Source organism: Leisingera daeponensis (genome assembly GCF_019801465.1).
In the GTDB taxonomy this organism is placed as follows: Bacteria; Pseudomonadota; Alphaproteobacteria; order Rhodobacterales; family Rhodobacteraceae; genus Leisingera; species Leisingera daeponensis_A.
In genome coordinates, this window is the sequence record NZ_JAHVJA010000017.1 from 23,210 (window position 1) to 45,815 (window position 22,606).

Consider the following 22,606-nt stretch of genomic DNA (forward strand, 5'->3'; position numbering starts at 1 on the left):
GGCCAGAACGCGGGCTGAAGCCAGGCTTCAGTCCGTCAGCCTGCCGCTTTGGCGGCTGGGCTTATAAATTTAACATAAGTCTCATTACAGGTCGCAATCACACACCGAGGAAACGGTCCGAAATGCCAGAGGGCAGCTCGGCAATCCGACCCTCCCAAGCGTTGCCGCCCTTATTTAGGATCACCGCCCGGTCCGCCACGGCTGAAAGTTCCTTGAGCGATTTGTCCACGACCAGGATCGACAACCCAGCCTCGCGTTTCAGTCGGGCTATGGCGGCCCAGATTTCCTGCCGCACCACCGGCGCCAGGCCTTCAGTCGCCTCGTCCAGAATGAGAAGCCGGGGGTTGGTCATCAAGGCGCGGCCGATGGTCAGCATCTGCTGCTCGCCGCCCGACAGCGAGCCTGCATTCTGATGGCGCCGCTCCTCCAGCCGGGGAAACAGTTCTGCCACCCGCTGCAGGTCCCAGGGGCCGGGGCGGGCGGCTGCGGTCAGGTTTTCCTCCACCGTCAGCGGGGCAAAGCAGCGCCGCCCTTCCGGCACCAGCCCGATGCCCAATCGGGCGATTTTATGTGATGGCAGCGCGCGCAGATCTTGCCCGTCGAATTGCAGCGCCCCCGCGGAGGCGGGCAGCATGCCGCAGATCGTCTTGATGGTGGTGGATTTGCCCATGCCGTTGCGGCCCATCAGCGCCACAACCTCTCCCTCGCCGATCTCCAGGTCGACGCCGAACAGCGCTTGCGCCGGACCGTAGAAGGCCTCAACCCCTTGTAATTTAAGCAGGCTCATGCGGCGTCCTCCTCTCCCAGATAGGCGCGGCGCACCTCGGCGTTGGCGCGGATTTCAGCCGCGGTGCCGGTGGCGATGATCCGGCCGTAGACCAGCACGCTGATCCGGTCCGCCAGCGCAAAGACCGCGTCCATGTCATGCTCGACCAGCAGGATCGGCGCCTCCTGCCGCAGCCCGTCCAGAAACCCCGTCAGCCGGTGCGAGCCGTCGGCGCCCAGCCCCGCCATCGGCTCATCCATCAAGAACAGCTTCGGCTTCAGCGTCAGCGCCACCGCAACCTCCAGCTGGCGGCGCTGGCCGTGCGACAGATCGGCAGTTCGGCGTCCGGCGGCATCCGCCAGCCCGACCCGCTCCAGCGCGTCGCGGGCAACCGCCAGCAGCGCCGGATCCTTCATCACGTTGCGGAAAAGGCGGAATACCCGCCCCTGCCCGCCAAGCGCGCCCAAGACCGCGTTCTGCAGAACAGTGTATTCCATCGCCAGCGCCGAGATCTGGAACGTCCGTCCCAGCCCCATCCGCGCCCGCGCCACCGTGTCCAGGACCGTCACATCACGCCCCAGCAGCTCCACCCGGCCGCTATCCGGCCGGAAGTTACCGGCGATCTGTTTGATCAGAGTCGACTTCCCGGCCCCGTTCGGCCCGATCAGCGCATGGATCTCCCCCGCCCGCAGATCCAGCGAGACATCGCTGCTGGCCTCCAACGCGCCAAAGCTCTTGCACAGGTTCTCGGTTCTCAGCACCACCTCAGCCATGGGCTTTCTCCCGTCCGGCAATAGCCCCGATCAACCCGCCGCGGGCAAACAGCACGATCAGCAGCAGCAGAACGCCCAGGAAGATCTGCCAGTAATCGCTGATCCCGCCCAGAAGATGCTCCAGCAGGATATACAGCGCGGCACCCGCTACCGGGCCGTACAAGCGCCCCACGCCGCCAAGGATCACAAAGATCATGATCTCGCCGCTTGTGTGCCAGCTTAGCATCGTCGGGCTGACAAAGCGGTTCAGATCCGCAAACAGCGCCCCCGCCAGCCCGGTTATCGCCCCCGAGATCACAAAGGCCACCATCCGCAGCTTGAAAGGTGTCAGCCCGACCGCCTCGACCCGGTCCTCGTTCTGCCGCGCCGCCGCCAGCGCCAGACCAAAGGGCGAAGCCGCCAGCCGCGCGGCAAAGAACAGCGCCAGACACAGGATCACATAGGCAATGGCAAAGAACTGGATCGGGTCCAGCGTATTCAGCCCGGGAAATTCATTGCGCACCCAGATCGACAGGCCGTCCTCGCCGCCATAGGCGCTCCAGCTGATCGCGAAGTAGTACAGCATTTGCCCAAAGGCGAGGGTGATCATGATGAAATAGACACCCGAGGTGCGCAAGCTGAGCGCCCCGATCACCAGCGCGGCCAGCGCGCTTAACACAACCGCCACCAGCCAGATCAGCGGCATCTGGTTACTGCCCTCGAACAGAAACGGCCATTGGAACAGAGGCTCATAATTCTGCGCATGGGCCGCCAGAATGCCCATGGCATAGCCGCCGATCCCGAAAAACGCCGCATGGCCCAGACTGATCAGCCCGCCCAGCCCCAGCGCGATGTTCAGCCCAACCCCGGCCAGCGCCAGGATCGCCGCCTTGGTCGCCAGCGTGATGATGAACGGTTCGTCCAGGCTCCACGCCGCCAGCGGCACGATCAGCAGAGCCCCGATCATCGCCCAGTTGAGAAGACTTTCGCGCGTCATCATGCGCTCCCTCCGTACAGGCCCGAGGGGCGCACTAACAGGATCGCCGCCATCAGAATGTAAATCAGCATCGACGCCAGCGATGCCCCGGCAGAGGCTGCGCTAGCGGGCTCCATGAACAGGACAAACAGCTGCGGCAGGAACACCCCGCCCAGCGTATCCGTCAGCCCCACCAGCAAGGCGCCTGCCAGCGCTCCTTTGATCGAGCCGATGCCGCCGATGACGATCACCACGAAGGCGAGGATCAGCACCGGCTCGCCCATGCCCACCTGTACCGACTGGATCGCGCCCACCAGCGCGCCTGCCAGCCCGGCCAGCGCCGCGCCCAGGGCAAAGACCAGCGTGTAAAGTTTCGAAATATCAACGCCAAGCGCGGCAATCATCTCGCGGTCGGCCTCGCCTGCCCGGATCTGGATGCCGATGCGGGTCTTGGCAATCAGCAAGAACAGCCCGGCTGCGATCGCCAGCCCGATCAGGATAATGGTCAGCCGGTACAGCGGATACTCAATCCCACCCGGCAAGCTGACCGGCCCCGACAGATAGGCGGGTACGTCCAGAAACAGCGGGAAAGAGCCGAACAGCCAGCGCGTGCCTTCGGAGAAGATCAGGATCAGCGCGAATGTCGCCAGCACCTGGTCCAGATGGTCGCGCCGGTACAACCGACGGATCACCACCAGCTCCATCAGCGCGCCGGCCGCCGCGGCCGCGGCAAGGCTGGCAATCAGCGCCAGCAGGAACGATCCCGTCCAGCCCGCCACCGCCGCGGCGGCAAAGGCGCCGACCATATACAGTGACCCATGGGCGAGGTTGATCAGCCCCATCACCCCAAACACCAGCGTCAGCCCGGCTGCCATCAGGAACAGCATCACGCCAAGCTGAAGCCCGTTCAGGATCTGCTCCAGAACTAGAATATACGTCATCTTGATTGTCCGAGGGGAAGTGAGGCCAGCGGCGCAGGCCCGCATGGAGCCTGCGCCCGTTGGTCTGTCTTACATCTTGCACTCAGCCGCGTAGGCGTCGGCGTGGTTTTCCAGGCCGGTGGCAACGATCTTGTTGGTGTAGACATCGCCCTCCTTGATCACTTCGCGCACATAGATGTTCTGCACCGGGTGGTGGTTGTCGCCGAATTTGAAGTCACCGCGCACAGAGGCGAAATCCGCTTCCTTCAGCGCCGCGCGGAAGGCGTCCTGATCGGACACCTCGGCCTTGTCCAGCGCGCTGAGGATCAGGTTGGCGGTGTCAAACCCCTGGCTGGCATAAAGCGACGGCAGACGGCCGTATTTCTCCTGGAAGGCCGCCACGAACTCGGCATTGGCCTCATTGTCCAGGTCCTTGCTCCACTGCGAAGTGTTTTTCACACCCAGCGCCGCATCGCCCACCGCCTGCAGGATGCCCTGATCGAACGAGAACGCGGGCCCCACCACCGGCAGGTCCACGCCGCTGCCCGCGTATTGTTTCAGGAAGGAAATTCCCATGCCGCCGGGCAGGAAGAAATAGACAGAATCCGCGCCCGAAGCCCGGATCTGCGCAATTTCCGCCGCATAATCGGTCTGACCCAGCTTGGTGTAGATCTCGCCCGCCAGCTCGCCCTTGTACATGCGCTTGTAGCCGGTCAGCGCGTCCTGGCCCGCCGGGTAGTTCGGCGCGAGGATAAAGCTGTTCTTCAGGCCCGCGTCATTGGCATAGGCGCCCGCGGCCTCGTGCAGGTTGTCGTTCTGCCAGGCCACGTTGAAGTAGTTTTCGTGGCAGCGCTTGCCCGCCAGCGCCGAAGGGCCGGCATTGGGCGACAGGTAGAACACGCCCTGCGCCGTGGCCGCCGGAATCACCGCCATCGCCAGGTTCGACCAGATGATGCCGGTCATGATGTCGACCTTCTCGGACTGGATCATCCGGTCGGCGATCTGCACCGCTGCTTCAGGCTTGCGCTGATCGTCCTCGATCACCACTTCGACGCCCTCGCGGCCGTCCTGCTCGATCGCCAGCATGAAGCCGTCGCGCACATCCACGCCCAGGCCCGCGCCACCGCCGGACAGGGTGGTGATCATGCCGATCTTGGTCTCTGCCTGCGCTGCGGCCGCCAGCGCCGGGACGGCGGCCGCCATGGCGAGCATCCGAATGGTCTTCATAACGTTCTATCCTCCCAGAATGTGCCCCGGGCCTCGGACCCGGGTTCTTGATCAAATGCTTGCGACTTTACCGACGTTTACTCAGAAGCCAAGACCGGCGTCAGCCCGCATTTCCCGAGCTGGTCTTGCGCCAGCCTGCAAAATAAGCCTACGCAGGCTTGGATTATTATTTCAAGCATAAAATATATGGGGCAATTTTGTTTCCCTAATTGCAGCAGCCGCCTTCCGGCAACCAGTTTCCGGTTGCCAACGGCCGCCGCAAACGCATCCTCAAGTGCGTGTTGAGGTCCAAAGAAGTGTGCCAAGCCCTTTACCGGCGAGCGCTGGTCAGCTCGGGCCGAACCAGCCCGCCAGATGTTCAATCAGCGCCCGGATCCGCGCCGTAAGATGGCGGCTGGAGGGGTAAACCGCATAGAGCACGGCGGGATCGGTTTCCTGTTGTGCAAAAAGCACTTGCAGTCTTCCATCCCGCAAGAAAGGAAGCGCCGTGTAATGCGGACAGCGGGCAATCCCGAGACCGCTGACGGCCATGTGCGCGACCGCCCTCGGCGAATTGGCACGGAAGCTGCCATGGACCGCAACTGCCCTACGTGCCGCGCCTTTGCCAAAGGTCCAGGCGTCCGGCTTAGGCGAGGTCAGCTGCAACAGGCAGTTGTGGGTCGCCAGCGCCTCCGGCTCCGCCGGGTCACCCTGTGCCGCCAGATAGCTGGGCGCGGCCACCACCACCAGCCGCATGTCGCACAGCTTGCGCGCCACCAGCGTCGAATCCTTCAAGGCACCGAACCGGACCGCCAGGTCCACTCCCTCCTCCAGGATCGGCAGATGCCGGTCGGACAGCACCAGCTCCACCATCACCTTGGGGTGCGCCTGCTGAAACGGCTGCAGCGCCTCCACCAGCTCACGGCTGCCAAAACCAGTGGGCGCAGTGATGCGGATGGGGCCTGCCAGCTCCTGCTGGCGCAGCTGCACCACGTCCTCCAGCTCGTCGAACTGGTCCAAGAGCGGCAGGCATCGCTCCAGATAGGCGCGGCCGGTATCGGTCAGCGTCACCTTGCGAGTTGTGCGGTTCAAGAGCTGTGCGCCCAGCTGCTCCTCCAGCCGGGCGACATATTTGCTGGCCAGCTTGGTGCTGATCCCCAGCTGCCGGGCGCCGGAGGTAAAGGAGCTTTGCGCCGCCACGGCGGCAAAGGCCCGCATGCAGTCCAGCTTGTCCATCCCAGGGCCTCCAGCAATAGTTATGAACGACGTGTACATAATCTTTCCATGTATTGGAATATTATCGCCACGTTTGGCAGGATGTATCTACCGGGTGTCTTCAGAAACCAGCGGCCGATACCGCAGCAAAGGACCCCAGACATGGCACATCAGATCCGCATCCACAGCTTCCCCCTCTCCGGCCACGCCCACCGGGTGGAGCTGTTCGCCAGCCTCACCGGCATCGCCCATGAGGTGTTGAACGTCGACCTCGCCGGCGGTGAACACAAACAGCCGCCCTTCCTGGCGCTGAACCCGGCAGGCCAGGTGCCAGTGATCGAGGACGGTGAGACCGTCATCAGCGATTCCAACGCCATCCTGATTTACCTGGCCCGCAAATACGCGCCGTCCTGGCTACCCTCCGATCCGGTGCAAGAGGCCGAGGTGCAGAAATTTCTGACACTTGCAGCGGGTGAGATCGCCTTCGGCCCGGCGGCGGCGCGACTGATCAACGTCTTCAACGCGCCGCTGGATAGCGATTTCTGCGCCTCCGTCGCGGCCCGCGTGCTGGGCAAGATCGACGCCCATATGGAGGACCGCCGCTTCCTGGTCGGCGACGCCCCCACCATCGCCGACGTGGCCGCCTATTCCTACATCGCCCACGCGCCGGAAGGCGGCATCTCGCTGGAGCCTTACCCCAATGTCCGCGCCCTGCTGGCGAATATCGAAGCCTTGAAAGGCTTCAAGCCGATGCCCGCCACCAAGGCCGGCCTCGCCGCCTGATCCCGCGGGCGGCGGTCCAGCTAAAGGAGATTCCCATGCTCGATGACGCAAACAGCCCCTCGCCCTTCCACGCAGGCGAACAGGAAATGCAGCGCCGCGCGGACAGGCGCGACATGGCAGAAACCCTGGGCCGCCGGATGATCCGCCCCTTCATGCCAGACCAGCACCGGGAGTTCTTTGCCCAGCTGCCGTTCCTGGCCGCCGGCGCGGTGGACGCGGACGGCTGGCCCTGGGCCAGCCTACTCAGCGGCCCGCCTGGCTTTGTTGTATCGCCGGACCCGGAACACCTTCAGGTCACGCCAAACAGAGCGGCCGGGGATCCGGTCCAGGCCGCGATCCGCGAAGGCGCACCACTGGGCCTCCTGGGGATCGAACTGCACAGCCGCCGCCGCAACCGGCTGAACGGGCGGGTCACTTCAGCAGGCCGCAACGGCTTCACCCTGCGAGTGCACCAGTCCTTTGGCAATTGCCCGCAGTATATACAGGAGCGCGACCTGATCCCCGCCGATGACGTGCCCGCCGCGCCCCCGCAGGCCTTTGCAGACCTGCCGCCGGAGCACAGCGCGCGGATCGCACAGGCCGATACGTTCTTTGTCGCCAGCCACATCCCCGCCGCCGAAAACCCGGAACGCGAAGGCGTCGATGTCTCGCACCGCGGCGGGCGGCCCGGTTTTGTCCGGGTGGCGGGCAACACCCTCACCATCCCGGATTTCCGCGGCAACAACCACTTCAACACGCTGGGAAATTTCCTGCTGAACCCGCGCGCAGGCCTGGCCTTCCCGGATTTTGAAACCAGCAGCCTTCTGCTGCTGACCGGCACAGTTGACCTGCTGGAAGAAGACCATCCGGACCTGGCAGGCTTTGAAGGCGCGCAGCGCGGCTGGCAGGTCACCCTGAACAAGGGCCTGTGGCTGGAATCCGCCCTGCCCTGGCGAACCGGCCCCGGCGGGTTTGCCCCGCAAACCCTGCGCACGGGCACCTGGGCAGAAGCCGAGGCCCGCGCCGCAGCACCCGGCCCGTAACGCAGCCCGCGGCAAGCTCCCGCAAATTTCTCTGGACAAGACTGTCCAGGATCGCCGATGAATTGGACAGAAATGTCCAAAGTGAAGATTCGGGACTGCTCCCCGAGTGTTCCGCAGCGGCAGACAGGGAGCAAAGCCATGAAGTCGCACTATCGTGCCGTTGTCATCGGGGGCGGCGTTGTCGGCGCCTCCGTCCTCTACCACCTGGCGAAATTCGGCTGGACCGATGTCTGCCTGATCGAACGCTCGGTGCTGACAGCAGGATCCAGCTGGCACGCGGCAGGCGGCTTCCACGCATTGAATGCGGACCCCAACATTGCCAGCTTGCAGGCATATACCATCGACCTTCTGTCCGAGATCGAACAGGAATCCGGCCAGTCCGTCGGCATGCACATGACCGGCGGCATGACGCTGGCAGGCACCCCGGACCGCTGGGAATGGCTGCAATCGGCCTACCGAACCTTTCAATCCATCGGCATCGACGACTGCCGCCTGATCACCCCGCAGGAGGCCGGCGAGCTGTGTCCGATCATGTCCACCGAGGGCATCCTCGGCGGCATGTGGGCCGACCGCGAGGGCTATGTCGACACCACCGGTACCGTGCACGCCTATGCCGGAGCGGCCAAGAAACGCGGCACCGAGGTGATCGAGCACAACCGGGTGCTGGAACTGCATCAGGTCGCGGACGGCTGGCAGGTTGTGACCGAAAAGGGTACCATCCACGCCGAACATGTGGTCAATGCCGCAGGCCTCTGGGCCAAACAGGTGGGCCGGATGGCAGGCGTGGAACTGCCGGTCTCACCCTTGAACCACCACTATCTGATCTCCGACACCATCCCGGAGCTGGAACAGCTCGATTTCGAAGTGCCGATGACCGTCGACCTCGAAGGCTTCACCTATATGCGCCAGGACCAGAAGGGCATCCTCTTGGGCATCTACGAGATCGACCACGAGCACTGGATGATGGACGGCGCGCCCTGGGAATACGGGTTCGAGCTGCAGCAGGAAGACCCCGACCGGATCGAGCGCGAACTCACCCTCGGCTTTGAGCGCTACCCGGCCCTGCAAACAACTGGCGTCAAGACCTGGGTCAACGGCGCCTTCACCTTTGCCCCCGACGGAAACCCGCTGGTCGGCCCGGTGCGCGGCAAGCCCGGCTACTGGTGCGCCTGCGGCGTGATGGCGGGCTTCCTGCAGGGCGGCGGCGTCGGCAAATCGCTGGCCGAATGGATGATCCATGGCGAGCCGGAGGCAGACGTCTTTGGCATGGATGTGGCCCGCTTCGGCGATTACGCCCAGAACAAGCGCTTCATCAAGGAAACCACCGGCCAGTTCTACACCCGCCGCTTCGTGATGACCTACCCGAACGAGCAGCTGCCCGCAGGCCGCCCGCTGAAAAAGGCCCCCGCCTATGACGGCATGACTGCCGCAAGCTGCCGCTGGGGCGCCAGCTACGGGCTGGAAATCCCGCTTTACTTCGCCCCGTCGGAAGACTTCACCGAAACCCCGACCCTGAAACGCTCTAACGCCTTTGATATCGTCGCGGACGAATGCAAGGCGGTGCGCGAGGCCGTGGGCCTGCTGGATATTTCCGCCTTCTCCCGATTCGAGGTCTCAGGCGTCGGCGCCGAGGCCTGGCTCAACCGCATCATGGCGTCGAAACTCCCCGCCCCTGGCCGCGCCAAACTGGCGCCGATGCTGTCACCCGAAGGCCAGCTCAAGGGCGACCTCACTGTCTTTAACTGGGGCGACGGCATCTGGTGGATCATGGGCAGCTACTACCTGCGCGAATGGCACATGCGCTGGTTCCAGGACCACATGGGCGAGGACGTCGAAGTCCGCGACGTGACCGACGCTATCACCGGCTTCAGCCTCTCCGGCCCGAACAGCCGCAAGGTGCTGGAAAAGCTGACGGATGGCCCCATCGCAGACCTGCCTTTCATGGGCTGCGGCACCTTCGACATCGGCATGCTGCGCCTCAAGGTGGGGCGCCTGTCAGTTGCGGGTGAGCTGGGTTATGAGCTCCACTGCACCGCCGCCGAGCACATCACCCTGCGAGAAACCCTGCTGGAGGCAGGCGCGAACCTTGGCATCCGCGAAGTCGGTTTCAACGCGCTGCTCAGCCTGCGGCTGGAGAAAAGCTTCGGCATCTGGAGCGCGGAATTCACCCAAGGCTACTCCGCAGCACAAACCGGCATGGACCGCTGGATCGACTGGGACAAGGACTTCATAGGCCGCGGTGCAGCGCTGAAGGAACGTGACGCAGGCGGCCCGGAACAAGTCGTGGTGACATTGGAGGTGGACGCCACTGACGCCGATGCCAGCGGCTACGAACCGGTCTGGCAGGGAGAAACCCGCGTCGGCTTTGTCACTTCCGGCGGTTATGGCCACACCACAGGCAAATCGCTCGCCATGGCAATGGTGGACCGCGACGCCGCGGCAGAAGGTACAGACCTGACCGTCCACATCGTGGGCCAGGAACGCGCCGCCCGCGTGATTGCGCCCTCCCCCTACGACCCGTCCGGCACAGCGATGAGAGGCTGACCCAATGACCATCGAAATAGAAGGCAATGCCCGCGGACGCCGGCGGCGGGGACGCGGGGCGGAGGCCGCCCTGGACCCGCAGCGCAAGGTAAACTACCGTCGGCTCAAGAACCCCTTTCCTCTGATGGAGGTCTTCCCGGCGCATCAGATCGCGGACATGCATGAAACCGCGCTCAAAATGCTGCAGGAACTGGGTATGAAGGTGCTGCTGCCGGAGGCGCGCCGGATCTACGCCAAGGGCGGCGCCCGTGTCGATGAAGACACCGAAATGGTCTATATCGGCCGCGACATGGTGGAGGCGGCGCTGGCCACTGCCCCCCGCTCGATCACCTGCCGGGCGGGCAGCCGTGAGCGCGACATCACGCTGGAACTGGGCAGCCTGGTGTTCCAGGCCGGTGCAGGTGCTCCCAACGCCACCGATCTGGAACGCGGCCGCCGTCCCGGCTCCGCCCGCGACTACCTGGAATACCTGCAGCTCACCCATCACTTCGACGTCTTCCACATGATCTCCCCCCAGGTGGAGCCGCAGGACGTCCCCATCCATCTGCGCCATTACTTCACCACTGAGGCGCAGATGACCCGGACCGACAAGTTCCCCTTCATCTTCTCGCGCGGCACGCCGCAGGTGATGGACTGCTTCGAGATGATCCGCGACTTCCGCGGGGTTTCCGACGCGGAGTTCCGGTCTGAGCCGCGCTGCTACACTATCATCAACACCAACAGCCCGCGCACGCTGGATATTCCGATGGCGCAGGGGCTTATTGACTTTGCCCGCCACGGCCAGGTCTCGATCATCACGCCCTTCACCCTGATGGGGGCGATGGCCCCGATCACCGTCGCTGGCGCCATCACTCTCAGCCACGCCGAAGTGCTGGCGGCCCTGACCCTCACCCAGCTCACGAACCCCGGCGCACCGGTGTGTTACGGCACCTTCACCTCCAACGTGGACATGAAATCCGGCGCTCCGGCCTTTGGCACGCCGGCGCATTTTCAGGCGTCATTGGCCGCAGGTCAGCTGGCACGCTTCCTCGGGCTTCCCTGGCGGTCAGCGGCGGGGTCGGCCTCGAACACCAACGACGTGCAAGCAGCCAATGAGAACCAGATGGGCCTCTGGGGCTGCCTGATGGCCGGCGCCACCGTGATCATCCACTCAGCCGGCTGGCTGGAGGGCGGGCTTTCGGTCTCCTACGAGAAACTGATCACCGACGCCGAAGTCCTCAACATGATTGCCGAGCTTTGCGCAGGCGCCCAGGCCAGAGCAGAGGAAATCGGCTACGACAGCGCCCTGACACAGGTGGAGCCACAGGGGCATTTCTTTGCCGCCCCCCAGACCATGGACCGCTACAGCACGGAATTCTATGAGCCTGTGGTGCATGACTACGCCAATTTCGGCACCTGGACCGAACACGGCAGCATGGACGCCAGCCAGCGCGCCACCCGGGTCTGGAAGGAGATCCTCGCCCGTGATAACCGGCCCGCAACGGATGAAACACGCGCCGTAGACCTTAAACGCTTCATCGCCAAACGCACCGCAGAAGGCGGCGCCCCGCCGGAGAGCTGACATGGCCAAACGCGCCGCCCCGGTGTTGCACCGGGACAACCCGGACAAAGAACCCCTCAGCGGACATGTGAAGGTCACGCCGGAGGACTGGCTGAACGTGGCACGCGACCTTCTGATCAGCGAGGGGGTCGCAGGCGTCAAAGTGCTGGCAATCGGCGAACGGCTCGGCGTCTCGCGCTCCAGCTTCTACTGGTACTTCAAAGGCCGCAATCACCTGCTGGAGGCGCTGCTGGACGATTGGGAGGCGCGCAACACCGCACCCATCCTCGACCACTGCGAATTGCCCGCCGCCAACATAAGCTGGGCGGTCTGTAATTTCTTCCGCTGTTTTGTCGACCCGGACCTGTTCGACGCCAGCCTGGACTTCGCGGTCCGCGAATGGTCGCGCCGCGACGGCAAGGTGCGCAACCGGATCGACGCGGCGGATGCGCAGCGGCTGGCTGCGGTGACGGCGATGTTCGAACGCCACGGCTTTTCCGCCTATGAGGCAGAGGCCCGCGCCCGGATCCTCTATTTCATGCAGTGCGGCTATCACGCGCTGGAGGTGCGCGAACCGATGCAGGCCCGTACCGCCCGGCTGGAGGGCTATCTGCTGGGCTTCACCGGGGTCGAGCCGGACCCGGAAGCCGTGGCCGCCGCCCGCGCCTTTGCCGAAGGCAAAATGCTCTACTGATTGGGCTGTGTCCGCCGGTGAATGGCGGGAACAGGCGGCTGACATTATAGTTGGGCCAGAGATGGAAGTCTCCGACATCTCTTAGCTACGTGCCGTGGCACGTTTTCCCTGATTGCCGGAACTGCCTGCCATTATTGCCAGCCCAGCCAGCGGAAATCGCGCAATACCAGGGCCGCATTACGCCGATAATGCCCGGATGAGCCCTCGTGTCGAAGGGTCTTTACCGTCGGCCGGGGCACCTTTGATCATGGGCACAAGGGTGCTGGCGAGTTCCTTGCCCAGTTCGACACCCCACTGATCGAAGGAATTGATCCCCCAGATAGCGCCTTCGACGAACACCCTGTGCTCATATAGCGCAATAATCTGACCCAGTGAGTAGGGCGTCAGCAGCGGATAGGCGAGCGTCAATGAAGGGCGATTGCCCGGAAAGGTTCGGAACCCCGCCTGAACGCTCTGCTCCTTGCCCGAAAAACCGAGTTCTGCGGCTATTTCCGCAGCCTGCTCCAATGAGCGGCCAAGCATCAACGCTTCGGATTGGGCAAGACAATTCGCTTTCAAAAGGTCGTGATGGTCCCGCAAACTGGGTTCATGGCTGCGGGCGGCCACCAGAAATTCAGCGGGAATGATTTCGGTTCCTTGATGCAGCAGCTGATAAAACGCATGCTGCCCGTTGGTTCCCGCTTCGCCCCAGACAACAGGCCCTGAATCGCGCTCCAACAGGTCTCCGCTGATGGAAACGCGCTTGCCGTTACTCTCCATGTCCAGCTGCTGGAGGTAGGCCGGCAATTTGGCCAGACGCTGGTCATAGGGCAGGATGGCGCGGGTTGAATAGCGGCAGATGTTGCGGTGCCAGATTCCGACAAGCCCCATCAGAAGCGGCATATTCCGTTGCCCGGGCTCGGTCAGAAAATGGATGTCCATATCCCGCGCTCCCGCCAGGAAATTGCGGAACTCCGCCGGGCCAATGGCTAGCATGACCGGCAGTCCCACCGGCCCCCAAAGCGAATACCGGCCGCCTACCCAGTCGGCGAAACCGAAGACCCTTTCGGGGCTGATCCCCATGCCGGCGGTTTTCTCCAGCGCCGTGGAAACCGCGGCCAGATGTGACGCCGCCGCGCTTCCCAGGCCATTTTTCAGCCAGCTGATCGCGGTTTGAGCATTGGTCATCGTCTCAATCGTGGTGAAAGTCTTTGACGCGATAATGACCAGCGTCGAGCGGGGGTCGAGCTTGCGCAGCGTGTCGGAGATCTGGGCGCCGTCGACGTTGGAGACGAAGTGGCAGCGCGGTCCGTTGTGATAGGGGCTCAGCGCCCGGACGGCCATGACCGGCCCGAGGTCGGAGCCGCCGATGCCGATGTTCACTACATCGGTGAATGCCCCGCCTCCTGCGGTTGCGATACGGCCCGAGCGGATGCCGTCGGCGAAATCCTCCATCGCCTGCAGGGTTTTACTTATCCCCGGGCGCACGTCCTCGCCATCAATTACCAGCGGTCCGCCATCGCCGGCACGCAGGGCTGTATGAAGCACCGACCGGTCTTCGGAGCGGTTGATCCGCTCGCCGCGGAACATGGCATCGCGTTGACCGGCAACGTCCCGCATCTCGGCCAATTCCAGCAGCAGATCAAACGCCGCACCGTCGATGCTGGTCTTTGAGAAGTCCAGCAGCAGCCCGTTTGCTTCAACCGAAAACCTGTCAAAGCGCTGCGGGTCGTCGAACAAGGAAATGATCGGCCGCCCTTCTGCCGCGCTGTAGTTCTCCTGCAGCTTGGTCCAGATATCCATCATGCGCTTCCCCCCAGTTGCGCGGCCTGTCTGGCCAGCAATTCAATCCCGTCCCAGTTCCCGGCCGCAATCATATCCTTTGGCGCAACCCAGCTGCCCCCCGCACACAGCACGTTGCTGAGGGACAGATAATTTTCAGCGTTTGCGGGACTGATACCGCCGGTGGGGCAAAAGGTGATCTGCGGCAGCGGTGCGCCGATGGCCTTCAAAGCCGGGGCGCCGCCTGACGCCTCCGCAGGAAAAAACTTGAGCATTTCGTAGCCCCGCGCCAGCAACCGCATGGCCTCGGTCGCGGTGGCCGCGCCCGGCAGCAGCGGCAGCTGTTCCGCCTCGCAGGCGGCCAGGAGTTCATCTGTGGCACCGGGTGAAACCCCGAAGGCCGCTCCGGCGGCCTTGGCGGCGCGGACATCCTCCGGCGTGATCAGCGTGCCGGCGCCGACATGGCCGCCCGGAACCCCGGACATGGCGCGGATCGCCTCCAGCGCGTCCGGGGTGCGCAGGGTGACTTCCAGGGCGGGGAGCCCTCCCGCGACCAGCGCTTCGGCCAGCGGGCGGGCCGTGGAAGCATCTTCAATAACCAGCACCGGCACTATCGGGGCGAGGCCGCAGAACTCGCGGGTCAGCTGGCTGGCATCTTTGGGTGATAAGGTCATGGATCAGGCTCCGAAAATGGAGGCGCCGTCCGTTGCGGCGCTGACAGAGTTACGGAAGGCTGCGAACAGCTCGCGGCCGGTTCCGGATTGATTGGCGGTCAGGTCTGCAGACGCCGCCGGGCGTTCGCGGACACCTTCGGTCAGGATTTCGAGTGTTCCGGCCATGGCATCCACACATAGGAGGTCGCCGTCCTGCAGGCGGGCAATTGCGCCGCCGTCGACGGCTTCAGGGCTGACATGGATCGCCGCAGGCACCTTTCCAGAGGCGCCGGACATGCGGCCATCGGTGACCAGTGCAACCTTCTGGCCGCGGCCCTGCAGGATCGCCAGCAGCGGCGTCAGGCTGTGCAGCTCAGGCATGCCGTTGGCCTTTGGCCCCTGGAAGCGCACGACCACTATCACATCCCCGGTGAATTCACCGGCTTTGAAAGCGGCTTTGACTTCGTTCTGATCGGCAAAGACGCGCACCGGCGCCTCGACTACCTGATGTTCAGGCGCCACGGCAGAAACCTTCATGACCGCGGTGCCAAGATTGCCGGTCAAACGCTTCAGACCGCCGGTCGGCTGGAACGGGTCGTGCGGCGGGCGCAGGATGGCCTCGTTCAGACTGCGGCCCGCACCCTTGCGCCAGGCCAGGACGCCATCGTCCAGCACAGGCTCCTGAGTGTAAATCTCCAGCCCCTCGCCTGCCACGGTCATGGTGTCCGGATGCAGCTGCCCGGCTTCCAGCAAGCGGCCGATCATGTAACCAAGGCCGCCTGCGGCATGGAAATGGTTCACATCCGCAAGCCCGTTGGGATAGACCCGTGCCATTAGCGGGGTGACTTCGGAGAGATCCGAGAAATCTTGCCAGTCGAGCACGATCCCGCCCGCACGTGCCATGGCCACCAGGTGGATTAGAAGGTTGGTCGAACCGCCAGTGGCATTCAGCCCGACGATCCCGTTCACAAAGGCCCTTTCATCAAGAATGCTGCAGACTGGCGTGTAGTGATTGCCAAGCGCACTGAGCGACAAGGCGCGTTTGGCGCCTTCCTGGGTCAGGGCATCGCGCAGCGCGCTGTCCGGCGGCACGAAGCTGGCGCCTGGCAGGTGCAGCCCCATGAATTCCATCAGCATTTGGTTGGTGTTGGCTGTGCCGTAAAAGGTGCAGGTGCCCGGCCCGTGATAGGCGGCCATCTCAGCAGCCAGCAGCGTATCCCGTTCAACTTCACCCGCTGCAAACTGCTGGCGGACTTTGGCCTTTTCGTCATTGGCCAATCCGCTGGTCATGGGCCCCGCGGGCAGGAAGACAGTGGGAAGATGGCCGAAGGCCTGGGCGGCAATGACCAGCCCGGGCACGATCTTGTCGCAAACCCCCAGATAGACCGCAGCGTCGAATGTCGCGTGGCTGAGCGCAACTGAGGCCGCCAGCGCAATCACATCGCGGGAAAACAGGCTCAACTCCATGCCCGCCTCCCCCTGGGTGACGCCATCGCACATGGCAGGCACCCCGCCCGCCACCTGCGCGGTGCCGCCCGCCTCGCGGGCTGCCTGCTTGATCAGGGCCGGATAATGTTCAAAGGGCTGATGTGCCGACAGCATGTCGTTATAGGCGGTGACGATGCCGAGGTTGCCTGCCTTGCGCTCGACCAAATGCGCTTTGTCACCACCCGAAGCGGCGTAGGCATGGGCCTGGCCGCTGCAGGACAGATGCCCCCTGGCAGGGCCCTTTGCCGCGGCGCGCTTCATTTGATCCAGATACGCGGCCCGGGTGGTTTCGCTGCGGGCAATGATGCGATCGGTCACGCGCAGAAGAATGTCGTTGAGCTGGCTCATTGGTGCGCTCCCTTGGGAAAACGGATTGGCGGGACGTTACAGAGGAGGTGAGGTTTGGCCGGGGCGGGGCTCGTGCAATCCTGATGCATTGCTCAACCCCCGATCTCGCGCCACCGCCGGTCCTCGCGGTGCAGCAGCATCAGGGCGTCCTCGGGGCCAGCCCCTCCCGGATCGTACGGAGACGGGGCAGGCCCGGCGTCTTCCCAAGCGGCAATGATGGGATCCGCCCAGGTCCAGGCTGCCTCGACCTCATCGCCGCGCATGAACAGGGTCTGGTCGCCGCGGATCACGTCCATGATCAGACGTTCATAGGCATCTTGGGGTTCAGCGCGTCCCCCCAGCGCCTCGGCAAAGGTCATGTCCAGCGACACCTCCGCCAGACGGAAACCGCCCGGACCCGGCTCCTTGATCGTGTTGCGCAGGGTGATGCCTTCATCCGGCTGCAGGCGAATAATCATTGCGTTGCTGCGCCGCCCGTCCATGTCCGGAAAGATCATGTGCGGCGGGTCGCGGAACACCACCGCAATTTCGGAACAGCGCGCCCGCAGTTTTTTGCCCGTGCGCAGGTAGAACGGCGTGCCCGCCCACCGCCAGTTACCGATATTCACTTTCATGGCGATGAAGCTTTCGGTGCTGCTGTGCGGGTTGCCGGCATGGTCGCAGTAGCTGCCCGCGCTGCCTTGGGCGCGGTACTGGCCGCGCACGATGTCCGATGGCGCCACCGGTTCCAGCGCCTCGATCACCTTGACCTTCTCATCGCGCACCGCGTCGGAGGTAAAGCGCGACGGCGGCTCCATCGCGGTCAGACACAAGAGCTGCATCAGGTGGTTCTGCACCATGTCCCGCATCGCACCGGAGCGGTCGTAATATTCGCCGCGCCCCTCGACGCCGAGGCTTTCGGCCACGGTGATTTGCACATGGTCCACATGGGTGGAGTTCCACAAAGGCTCCCACAGGGCGTTGGCAAAGCGCAGCGCCATCAGGTTCTGCACGGTTTCTTTGCCCAGATAGTGGTCGATCCGGTAGATCTGATGCTCGTCGAAGTTGCGGCGCAGATCCGCATTCAAATCCCGCGCCGAAGCCAGATCGTGACCGAAGGGCTTTTCCACCACAACCCGGCTGTTTGCCGATGCGATGCCCCGGCTTTTCAGATTGGACGCGATGGAGCCGAACAGCGCAGGCGAGACCGAGAGATAGAACGCCTGCACCACATCTGGCCTGATTGCCTCGGCAAGTGTGTCCCAATCGTCCTCGCCTCCGGCATCGACACGAACGTACTCCACGCTGGCAAGGAACTTTTCCAGCAGGGCTGACTGTTTGGCCGCCTGCGGCGCAAATTCCAGCAGGCTGGCATGCACCGCCTCGGTGAACTCCGCCCGGTTCATCGCTGAGCGGGCAGTACCGATGATGCGTGCCCCCTCCGGCATCTGCCCCACCGCAAACCGGTGAAATAGGCCAGGCAGAATTTTGCGGCGTGCAAGATCGCCGGTGGCACCGAACAGGATCAGGTCAAAGGGATCGACGGGGATGACACGGGACACCATCAGCTTAGCCCACCCGCTTGAAGGGCGCCCCGGCCCGCGGCTTGCGGCCAATGGCGGCGAACTGGATGGTCATGGCGTTTTCTCCTGACGGCTTTGCTGCGGGTTCATAAATTGAATCCTCGTCGGTAGCGCTAACATTTCTGAGCGAAAAAGAGGACAAGAAAGTGTGCATTTACAGCTCTCCGGCCCAGGGTGGGTTGGCGCCGGCGCGCGACACGGTAATCGCCGCCACTTTCGCACCCTGCTCCATTGCCTGCTGCAGAACGTCAGGCGGCAAAGCAGCCAGCTCCGGTTTCGTTAGCCGGCCAAGCTCGGACAGTTTGGCAAGAACGCCCGCATTGAAGGTGTCGCCGGCCCCGACGGTGTCGGATATTTTGGCCCGAACAGCAGGCACACGCACTTCGCCGCCGTTCGCAAGATACCCGGTCGCCCCTTCGCCGCCGCGGGTCAGGATCAGAGCGGATGGCCCCCGTTCCAGAAGGATGGACACTTTCTCGCTCAGCGACAGCGGGTCCGGCAGCAGCCAGTTCAGGTCTTCGTCGGAAACCTTCACGATATCCGCCTGCGCCACCATGCGGTCCAGCCTTGCGCGGTACCTCGCGATGTCCTTGATGAACCTGGGGCGGATGTTCGGGTCAATCATCACTGCGCGATCCGTGGCTTCGCGATCCAGCAGCGCGGCATAGGCATCGGCGCAAGGCTCAGAGGCCAGGCTGATCCCACCGAAAAACAGGGCCGAGACCTCCTGAGGGAGCTTGGGCATGTCGCCAGACTCAAGCATGCGCCCGGCTGAGTTCTCGTCGAAGAAGCAATAGGTGGCATGGCCATCCACCAGGCGGACAAAGGCCAGTGTGGTGGGGCGGCCGGACTGGATCACCAGCGAAGTGTCAACATGACTGGCCTTCAGCGACTCGGCCAGCTGCCGCCCGAACATGTCGGTAGACAGGCCGGTCAGCATCCCGGCCCGCACCCCAAGCCGCCCCAACGCAATTGCTGTATTGAACACCGCCCCTCCGGGATGAGGCACAAACCCGTCCGGTCCGTCCCCAGTTGGCGCGGGGACCATGTCAATCAGGGCTTCTCCGCTGCATAGGATCATGTGTCCAAGCTCCCCTGGGCCTGCTCATGCCCGGTATAGGCGCGTAAAGCAGCTTCGCATCCTTCCGACCAGATCAGGCTGAGCCAGCGCGAAAACTCCACAGCGAACCATTGGTTGCCGGCCAGATCACCGTAGATATCATGCTGTTCGAGCCAGGCTTGCGGACGCAGCCTTGCGGCCATTGCAGCCTCAGCCAGCGCTTCCCAATGGGGGTCGTTGGCCTCAATCCCGGTGCTGTCCTCCCGGGTGCCTGCACACATGCGCGCCCAAAGCGCCTCGACGAGGCTCAGGCCTGCGATCGGGCCGCCTGCTGCCAGCGCATCCCGCAGAATGGGATGGACAAATCCCGGGTGCCGGGAGGAGCCGTCAAAGGCTACCCGCCGGACCGTGTCGCGGATGGCGGCGTTGGAAAACCGCCGCTCGATCAGTTCGGCATAGTCTTGCGGGTTCATTCCCGGAACCGCTGCAACGTAAGGGGCAATCTCCTCTTGCTGGACCTTTTGGAACAACGCGGCAATCAGCGGATGCTCCATACAATCGGCGATGGTCTCTACCGACAGCATCTCTCCGGCATTGGCCAAAACCTGGTGGCCCGCATTCAAAATGCGGATTTTCATCACCTCGTAGTCATGCACAGAGGGTGTGAACACTGCCCCGGCCTTATTCCAGTCGGGCCGACCCGCGCAGAAGTCATCCTCAATCACCCATTGGCGGTAGTTTTCATGGGTGACGGGGACGGCATCTTCGATGCCCAGTTTACGGGCAAGGGCAATTTCGACGGGACCGGTTGCGGGCACAATGCAGTCGACCATCGAATTCGGGAAACTGCAGGTCTGATCGATCCAATCCGCCAGCTTCGGGTCGGTGAGCCTTGCCAGCGAGACCACCGCTTGCCGGGTGGCGTTGCCATTGCCGCGGAGGTTGTCGCAACTTTGAACGGTAAATGGGCCGGCTCCGGCATCGCGCCTGGTTTTCAGCGCAGCTGCAATGGCTCCGAAAACAGTGCAGGGACGGGTTGGATTCTCCACGTCATGACGAATGTCGGGGTGCCGCACATCCAGCCCGCCGGTTGCCGGGTCCAAGAAATAACCGCCTTCGGTCACGGTCAGCGACACGATACGAATTGCGGGATCGGCCATGGCGCGGATCAGCGCGCCGTTCCCGTCTTCTATCGGCAGGTAATCGATCATCGATCCAGTGATCTCGGCCGAAACGCTGCCAGGCGCTAGTTCAATCAGGGTGGTCAGGCAATCCTGCGCCAGCAGTTTCTGCCGCATCGCGGCATCATACGGGCGTACCCCGGCGCCGATGATGGCCCAATCCTTTGCCAGGCCCTTCTGCATCAGCCGGTGCAGATACCAGGCCTGGTGCGCACGGTGGAAATTGCCGAGGCCGATGTGGATGATCCCCGGCTTCAGTGAGGCGCGGTCGTATCCGGGACCTGCAATACCTTCGGGCAGATCCTTCAGCGCCTCCTGGCTCAGTTTAACCGGAGTAAGTTGTGCTGTTTCGCGTTCCATCAGCTCATCCATTGTCCACCGTCCACGTTGTAGGTTTGGGCGACGACGTAGCTGGCCTCGTCAGAAGCCAGAAAAACGGCCATGCCGGTGAGATCGTCCGCCCGCCCCATGCGCCCATAGGGCACCGCCTGCGCCACCTCTTGCTTCTTCTGACCCGGCGCCTTGCCCTCATATTTTGCAAAGAGCGCATCGACGCCGTCCCAGTGCTCACCCTCCACCACGCCGGGAGAGATGGCGTTCACGTTGATCCCGTGCCGGATCAGATTGAGGCCGGCGGATTGGGTCAGGCTGATGATGGCAGCCTTGGTGGCGCAATAGACGGCAACCAGCGGTTCTCCGCGCCGGCCCGCCTGGCTGGCCATGTTGATGATCGTGCCGCCCTCGCCGCGTTCAATCATGTGCCGGGCCACTGCCTGCAGAGTGAACAGAGTTCCGGCGACATTGACCGCAAAGGTGCGCTCATAGTCTTGGCGTGTGATTTCACTAACCGGAGCGGCGGTGAAGACGGCCGCGTTGTTGATCAGGATGTCAATCCGCCCCAGCTCTGAGACCGTTTCGGCAACGGCCTGTTCGATACTGGTCTGATCGGTGACATCCAGCCGGACGGCAATCGACCCGCCACCCAGTTCCTCAGCTGCTGTCTGCGCGCCGTCGAAATCAATATCAGCAATGGCTACACGGGCCCCTTCGCGGACATAAGCCTCCGCGAAGGCGCGGCCGATCCCGCGGGCGCTGCCGGTGATCAGCGCTGTTTTGCCTGCCAGCCGTTTCATGCGATCCGCAGCCCTTCAGCGTCAAATTTGTGAATCACATCGGCGCGCGGGGTCATGAAGATGCGGTCTCCGTGGCGGAACCCGACTTCGCCGTCAGCGCGCACGGTGATGGTTTCTGCCAGACCGGTGCCGTGGACGTGAAAGAATGTGTCCGAGCCCAGATGTTCTGAGACGCTGACCACACCCGACCAGGTGCCTGCCTCGCCGGACACCTCGATATGCTCGGGACGGATGCCAATGGTGTGGGCGCCGTGTTTAGCGGCTTCTTTGCCCTCGATGAAGTTCATCTTGGGTGAGCCGATGAAGCCGGCCACGAACTTATTGCGCGGTGTGTGGTAAAGCTCGAGCGGCGAGCCGACCTGTTCGATCACCCCGGCTTGCAGCACTACGATTTTGTCGGCCATGGTCATGGCTTCGACCTGGTCATGGGTCACGTAGATCATCGTGGTTTCCAGCCGTTCATGCAGTTCGGAGATCTCCAGCCGCATTCCCACGCGCAGGGCCGCATCAAGGTTCGACAGCGGCTCGTCGAAGAGAAAGGCCGAAGGTTCCCGCACGATGGCGCGCCCGATGGCCACCCGCTGGCGCTGCCCGCCAGACAGCTGGCCGGGACGGCGGTCCAGGTAATCGGTGAGGTTCAGCGCATTGGCGGCGGCTTCGATGCGGCGGTTCTGTTCTTCAACCGGGACCTTGGCCATCTTCATCGGGAAAGCGATGTTCTTGCGCACCGACATATGCGGATAGAGCGCGTAGGACTGAAACACCATCGCCAGGCCGCGCTTGGCGGGCGGAACATGGGTGGCGTCCTGCTTGTCGATGCGGATCTGGCCGGAGGATACGTCCTCCAAACCGGCGATCAGCCGCAGCAGGGTGGACTTGCCGCATCCAGAAGGGCCAACGAAGACCGTGAATTCGCCGTCGTCGATGGTCAGGTCCAGGGGTGGGATGACTTGCACGTCGCCAAAGCTTTTGGAGACTTTGTCCAGAGTAATGCGTCCCATG

Annotated in this window: 19 protein-coding genes; 5 read left to right on the plus strand and 14 right to left on the minus strand. The window is 63.6% G+C overall.

Annotation, left to right across the window (positions count from 1 at the left end; all coding sequences use genetic code 11):
• Positions 1 to 97 precede the first annotated feature (97 nt).
• The 6 genes from KUV26_RS21605 to KUV26_RS21630 all read right to left on the minus strand — a co-directional run bounded on the left by KUV26_RS21605 (position 98) and on the right by KUV26_RS21630 (position 5,856).
• Complete coding sequence (locus tag KUV26_RS21605; RefSeq protein ID WP_222509961.1) at positions 98 to 787, minus strand: ABC transporter ATP-binding protein; 690 nt, start codon at positions 785 to 787, stop codon at positions 98 to 100.
• Complete coding sequence (locus KUV26_RS21610) at positions 784 to 1,539, minus strand: ABC transporter ATP-binding protein (protein ID WP_222509962.1); 756 nt, start codon at positions 1,537 to 1,539, stop codon at positions 784 to 786. Before KUV26_RS21610 ends, KUV26_RS21605 begins: the two co-directional genes overlap by 4 nt.
• On the minus strand, positions 1,532 to 2,515 hold the full coding sequence (locus KUV26_RS21615) for a branched-chain amino acid ABC transporter permease (RefSeq protein ID WP_222509989.1): 984 nt from the start codon (positions 2,513 to 2,515) through the stop codon (positions 1,532 to 1,534). The genes KUV26_RS21610 and KUV26_RS21615 overlap by 8 nt, the downstream gene beginning before the upstream one ends.
• Positions 2,515 to 3,435, minus strand: a complete 921-nt coding sequence (locus tag KUV26_RS21620) for a branched-chain amino acid ABC transporter permease (RefSeq protein ID WP_222509963.1) — start codon at positions 3,433 to 3,435, stop codon at positions 2,515 to 2,517. The genes KUV26_RS21615 and KUV26_RS21620 overlap by 1 nt, the downstream gene beginning before the upstream one ends.
• A gap of 69 nt (positions 3,436 to 3,504) precedes the next feature.
• Complete coding sequence (locus KUV26_RS21625) at positions 3,505 to 4,641, minus strand: ABC transporter substrate-binding protein (protein ID WP_222509964.1); 1,137 nt, start codon at positions 4,639 to 4,641, stop codon at positions 3,505 to 3,507.
• Positions 4,642 to 4,968: 327 nt separating this feature from the next.
• A complete protein-coding gene (locus KUV26_RS21630; RefSeq protein WP_222509965.1) occupies positions 4,969 to 5,856 on the minus strand; it encodes a LysR family transcriptional regulator in 888 nt (295 codons plus the stop codon).
• A 141-nt stretch (positions 5,857 to 5,997) separates the two neighbouring features.
• On the opposite strand from KUV26_RS21630, the gene KUV26_RS21635 reads away from it, so the two are divergent.
• From KUV26_RS21635 to KUV26_RS21655, 5 genes are all read left to right on the plus strand, one after another.
• Positions 5,998 to 6,618 carry a glutathione S-transferase family protein gene (locus KUV26_RS21635; RefSeq protein ID WP_222506476.1) on the plus strand — a complete coding sequence of 207 codons (621 nt, stop codon included), beginning with the start codon at positions 5,998 to 6,000 and terminating at the stop codon, positions 6,616 to 6,618.
• A gap of 35 nt (positions 6,619 to 6,653) precedes the next feature.
• On the plus strand, positions 6,654 to 7,640 hold the full coding sequence (locus KUV26_RS21640; protein WP_222509966.1) for a pyridoxamine 5'-phosphate oxidase family protein: 987 nt from the start codon (positions 6,654 to 6,656) through the stop codon (positions 7,638 to 7,640).
• 138 nt (positions 7,641 to 7,778) lie between these two features.
• Positions 7,779 to 10,184 (plus strand): FAD-dependent oxidoreductase, encoded by a 2,406-nt coding sequence (locus KUV26_RS21645; RefSeq protein ID WP_222509967.1) that lies wholly within the window; start codon positions 7,779 to 7,781, stop codon positions 10,182 to 10,184.
• A 4-nt stretch (positions 10,185 to 10,188) separates the two neighbouring features.
• A complete protein-coding gene (locus KUV26_RS21650) occupies positions 10,189 to 11,745 on the plus strand; it encodes a trimethylamine methyltransferase family protein (protein WP_222509968.1) in 1,557 nt (518 codons plus the stop codon).
• Between the two features lies 1 nt (position 11,746).
• Entirely contained in the window at positions 11,747 to 12,418 is a 672-nt protein-coding gene (locus tag KUV26_RS21655; protein WP_222509969.1) for a TetR/AcrR family transcriptional regulator, read from the plus strand.
• Positions 12,419 to 12,595: 177 nt separating this feature from the next.
• On the opposite strand, the gene pgi is transcribed toward KUV26_RS21655, so the two are convergent.
• The 8 genes from pgi to KUV26_RS21695 all read right to left on the minus strand — a co-directional run bounded on the left by pgi (position 12,596) and on the right by KUV26_RS21695 (position 22,605).
• The gene (gene pgi / locus KUV26_RS21660; protein WP_222509970.1) at positions 12,596 to 14,203 is read right to left on the minus strand and encodes a glucose-6-phosphate isomerase; all 1,608 of its coding nucleotides are present in this window, start codon (positions 14,201 to 14,203) and stop codon (positions 12,596 to 12,598) included.
• On the minus strand, positions 14,200 to 14,853 hold the full coding sequence (gene eda, locus KUV26_RS21665; RefSeq protein WP_222509971.1) for a bifunctional 4-hydroxy-2-oxoglutarate aldolase/2-dehydro-3-deoxy-phosphogluconate aldolase: 654 nt from the start codon (positions 14,851 to 14,853) through the stop codon (positions 14,200 to 14,202). The genes pgi and eda overlap by 4 nt, the downstream gene beginning before the upstream one ends.
• A 3-nt stretch (positions 14,854 to 14,856) precedes the next feature.
• The gene (gene edd, locus KUV26_RS21670) at positions 14,857 to 16,668 is read right to left on the minus strand and encodes a phosphogluconate dehydratase (protein ID WP_222509972.1); all 1,812 of its coding nucleotides are present in this window, start codon (positions 16,666 to 16,668) and stop codon (positions 14,857 to 14,859) included.
• A gap of 92 nt (positions 16,669 to 16,760) precedes the next feature.
• Positions 16,761 to 18,212: a glucose-6-phosphate dehydrogenase gene (gene zwf / locus KUV26_RS21675; protein ID WP_222509973.1), complete on the minus strand. Its 1,452-nt coding sequence runs from the start codon at positions 18,210 to 18,212 to the stop codon at positions 16,761 to 16,763.
• Between the two features lie 172 nt (positions 18,213 to 18,384).
• On the minus strand, positions 18,385 to 19,311 hold the full coding sequence (locus KUV26_RS21680; protein ID WP_222509974.1) for a carbohydrate kinase family protein: 927 nt from the start codon (positions 19,309 to 19,311) through the stop codon (positions 18,385 to 18,387).
• Entirely contained in the window at positions 19,308 to 20,843 is a 1,536-nt protein-coding gene (locus KUV26_RS21685; protein ID WP_222509975.1) for a mannitol dehydrogenase family protein, read from the minus strand. The genes KUV26_RS21680 and KUV26_RS21685 overlap by 4 nt, the downstream gene beginning before the upstream one ends.
• Positions 20,831 to 21,604, minus strand: coding sequence for an L-iditol 2-dehydrogenase (locus tag KUV26_RS21690; RefSeq protein ID WP_222482400.1), 774 nt, complete (start codon positions 21,602 to 21,604; stop codon positions 20,831 to 20,833). The genes KUV26_RS21685 and KUV26_RS21690 overlap by 13 nt, the downstream gene beginning before the upstream one ends.
• Positions 21,601 to 22,605 carry an ABC transporter ATP-binding protein gene (locus KUV26_RS21695; protein ID WP_222509976.1) on the minus strand — a complete coding sequence of 335 codons (1,005 nt, stop codon included), beginning with the start codon at positions 22,603 to 22,605 and terminating at the stop codon, positions 21,601 to 21,603. The genes KUV26_RS21690 and KUV26_RS21695 overlap by 4 nt, the downstream gene beginning before the upstream one ends.
• Position 22,606: the final 1 nt, after the last annotated feature.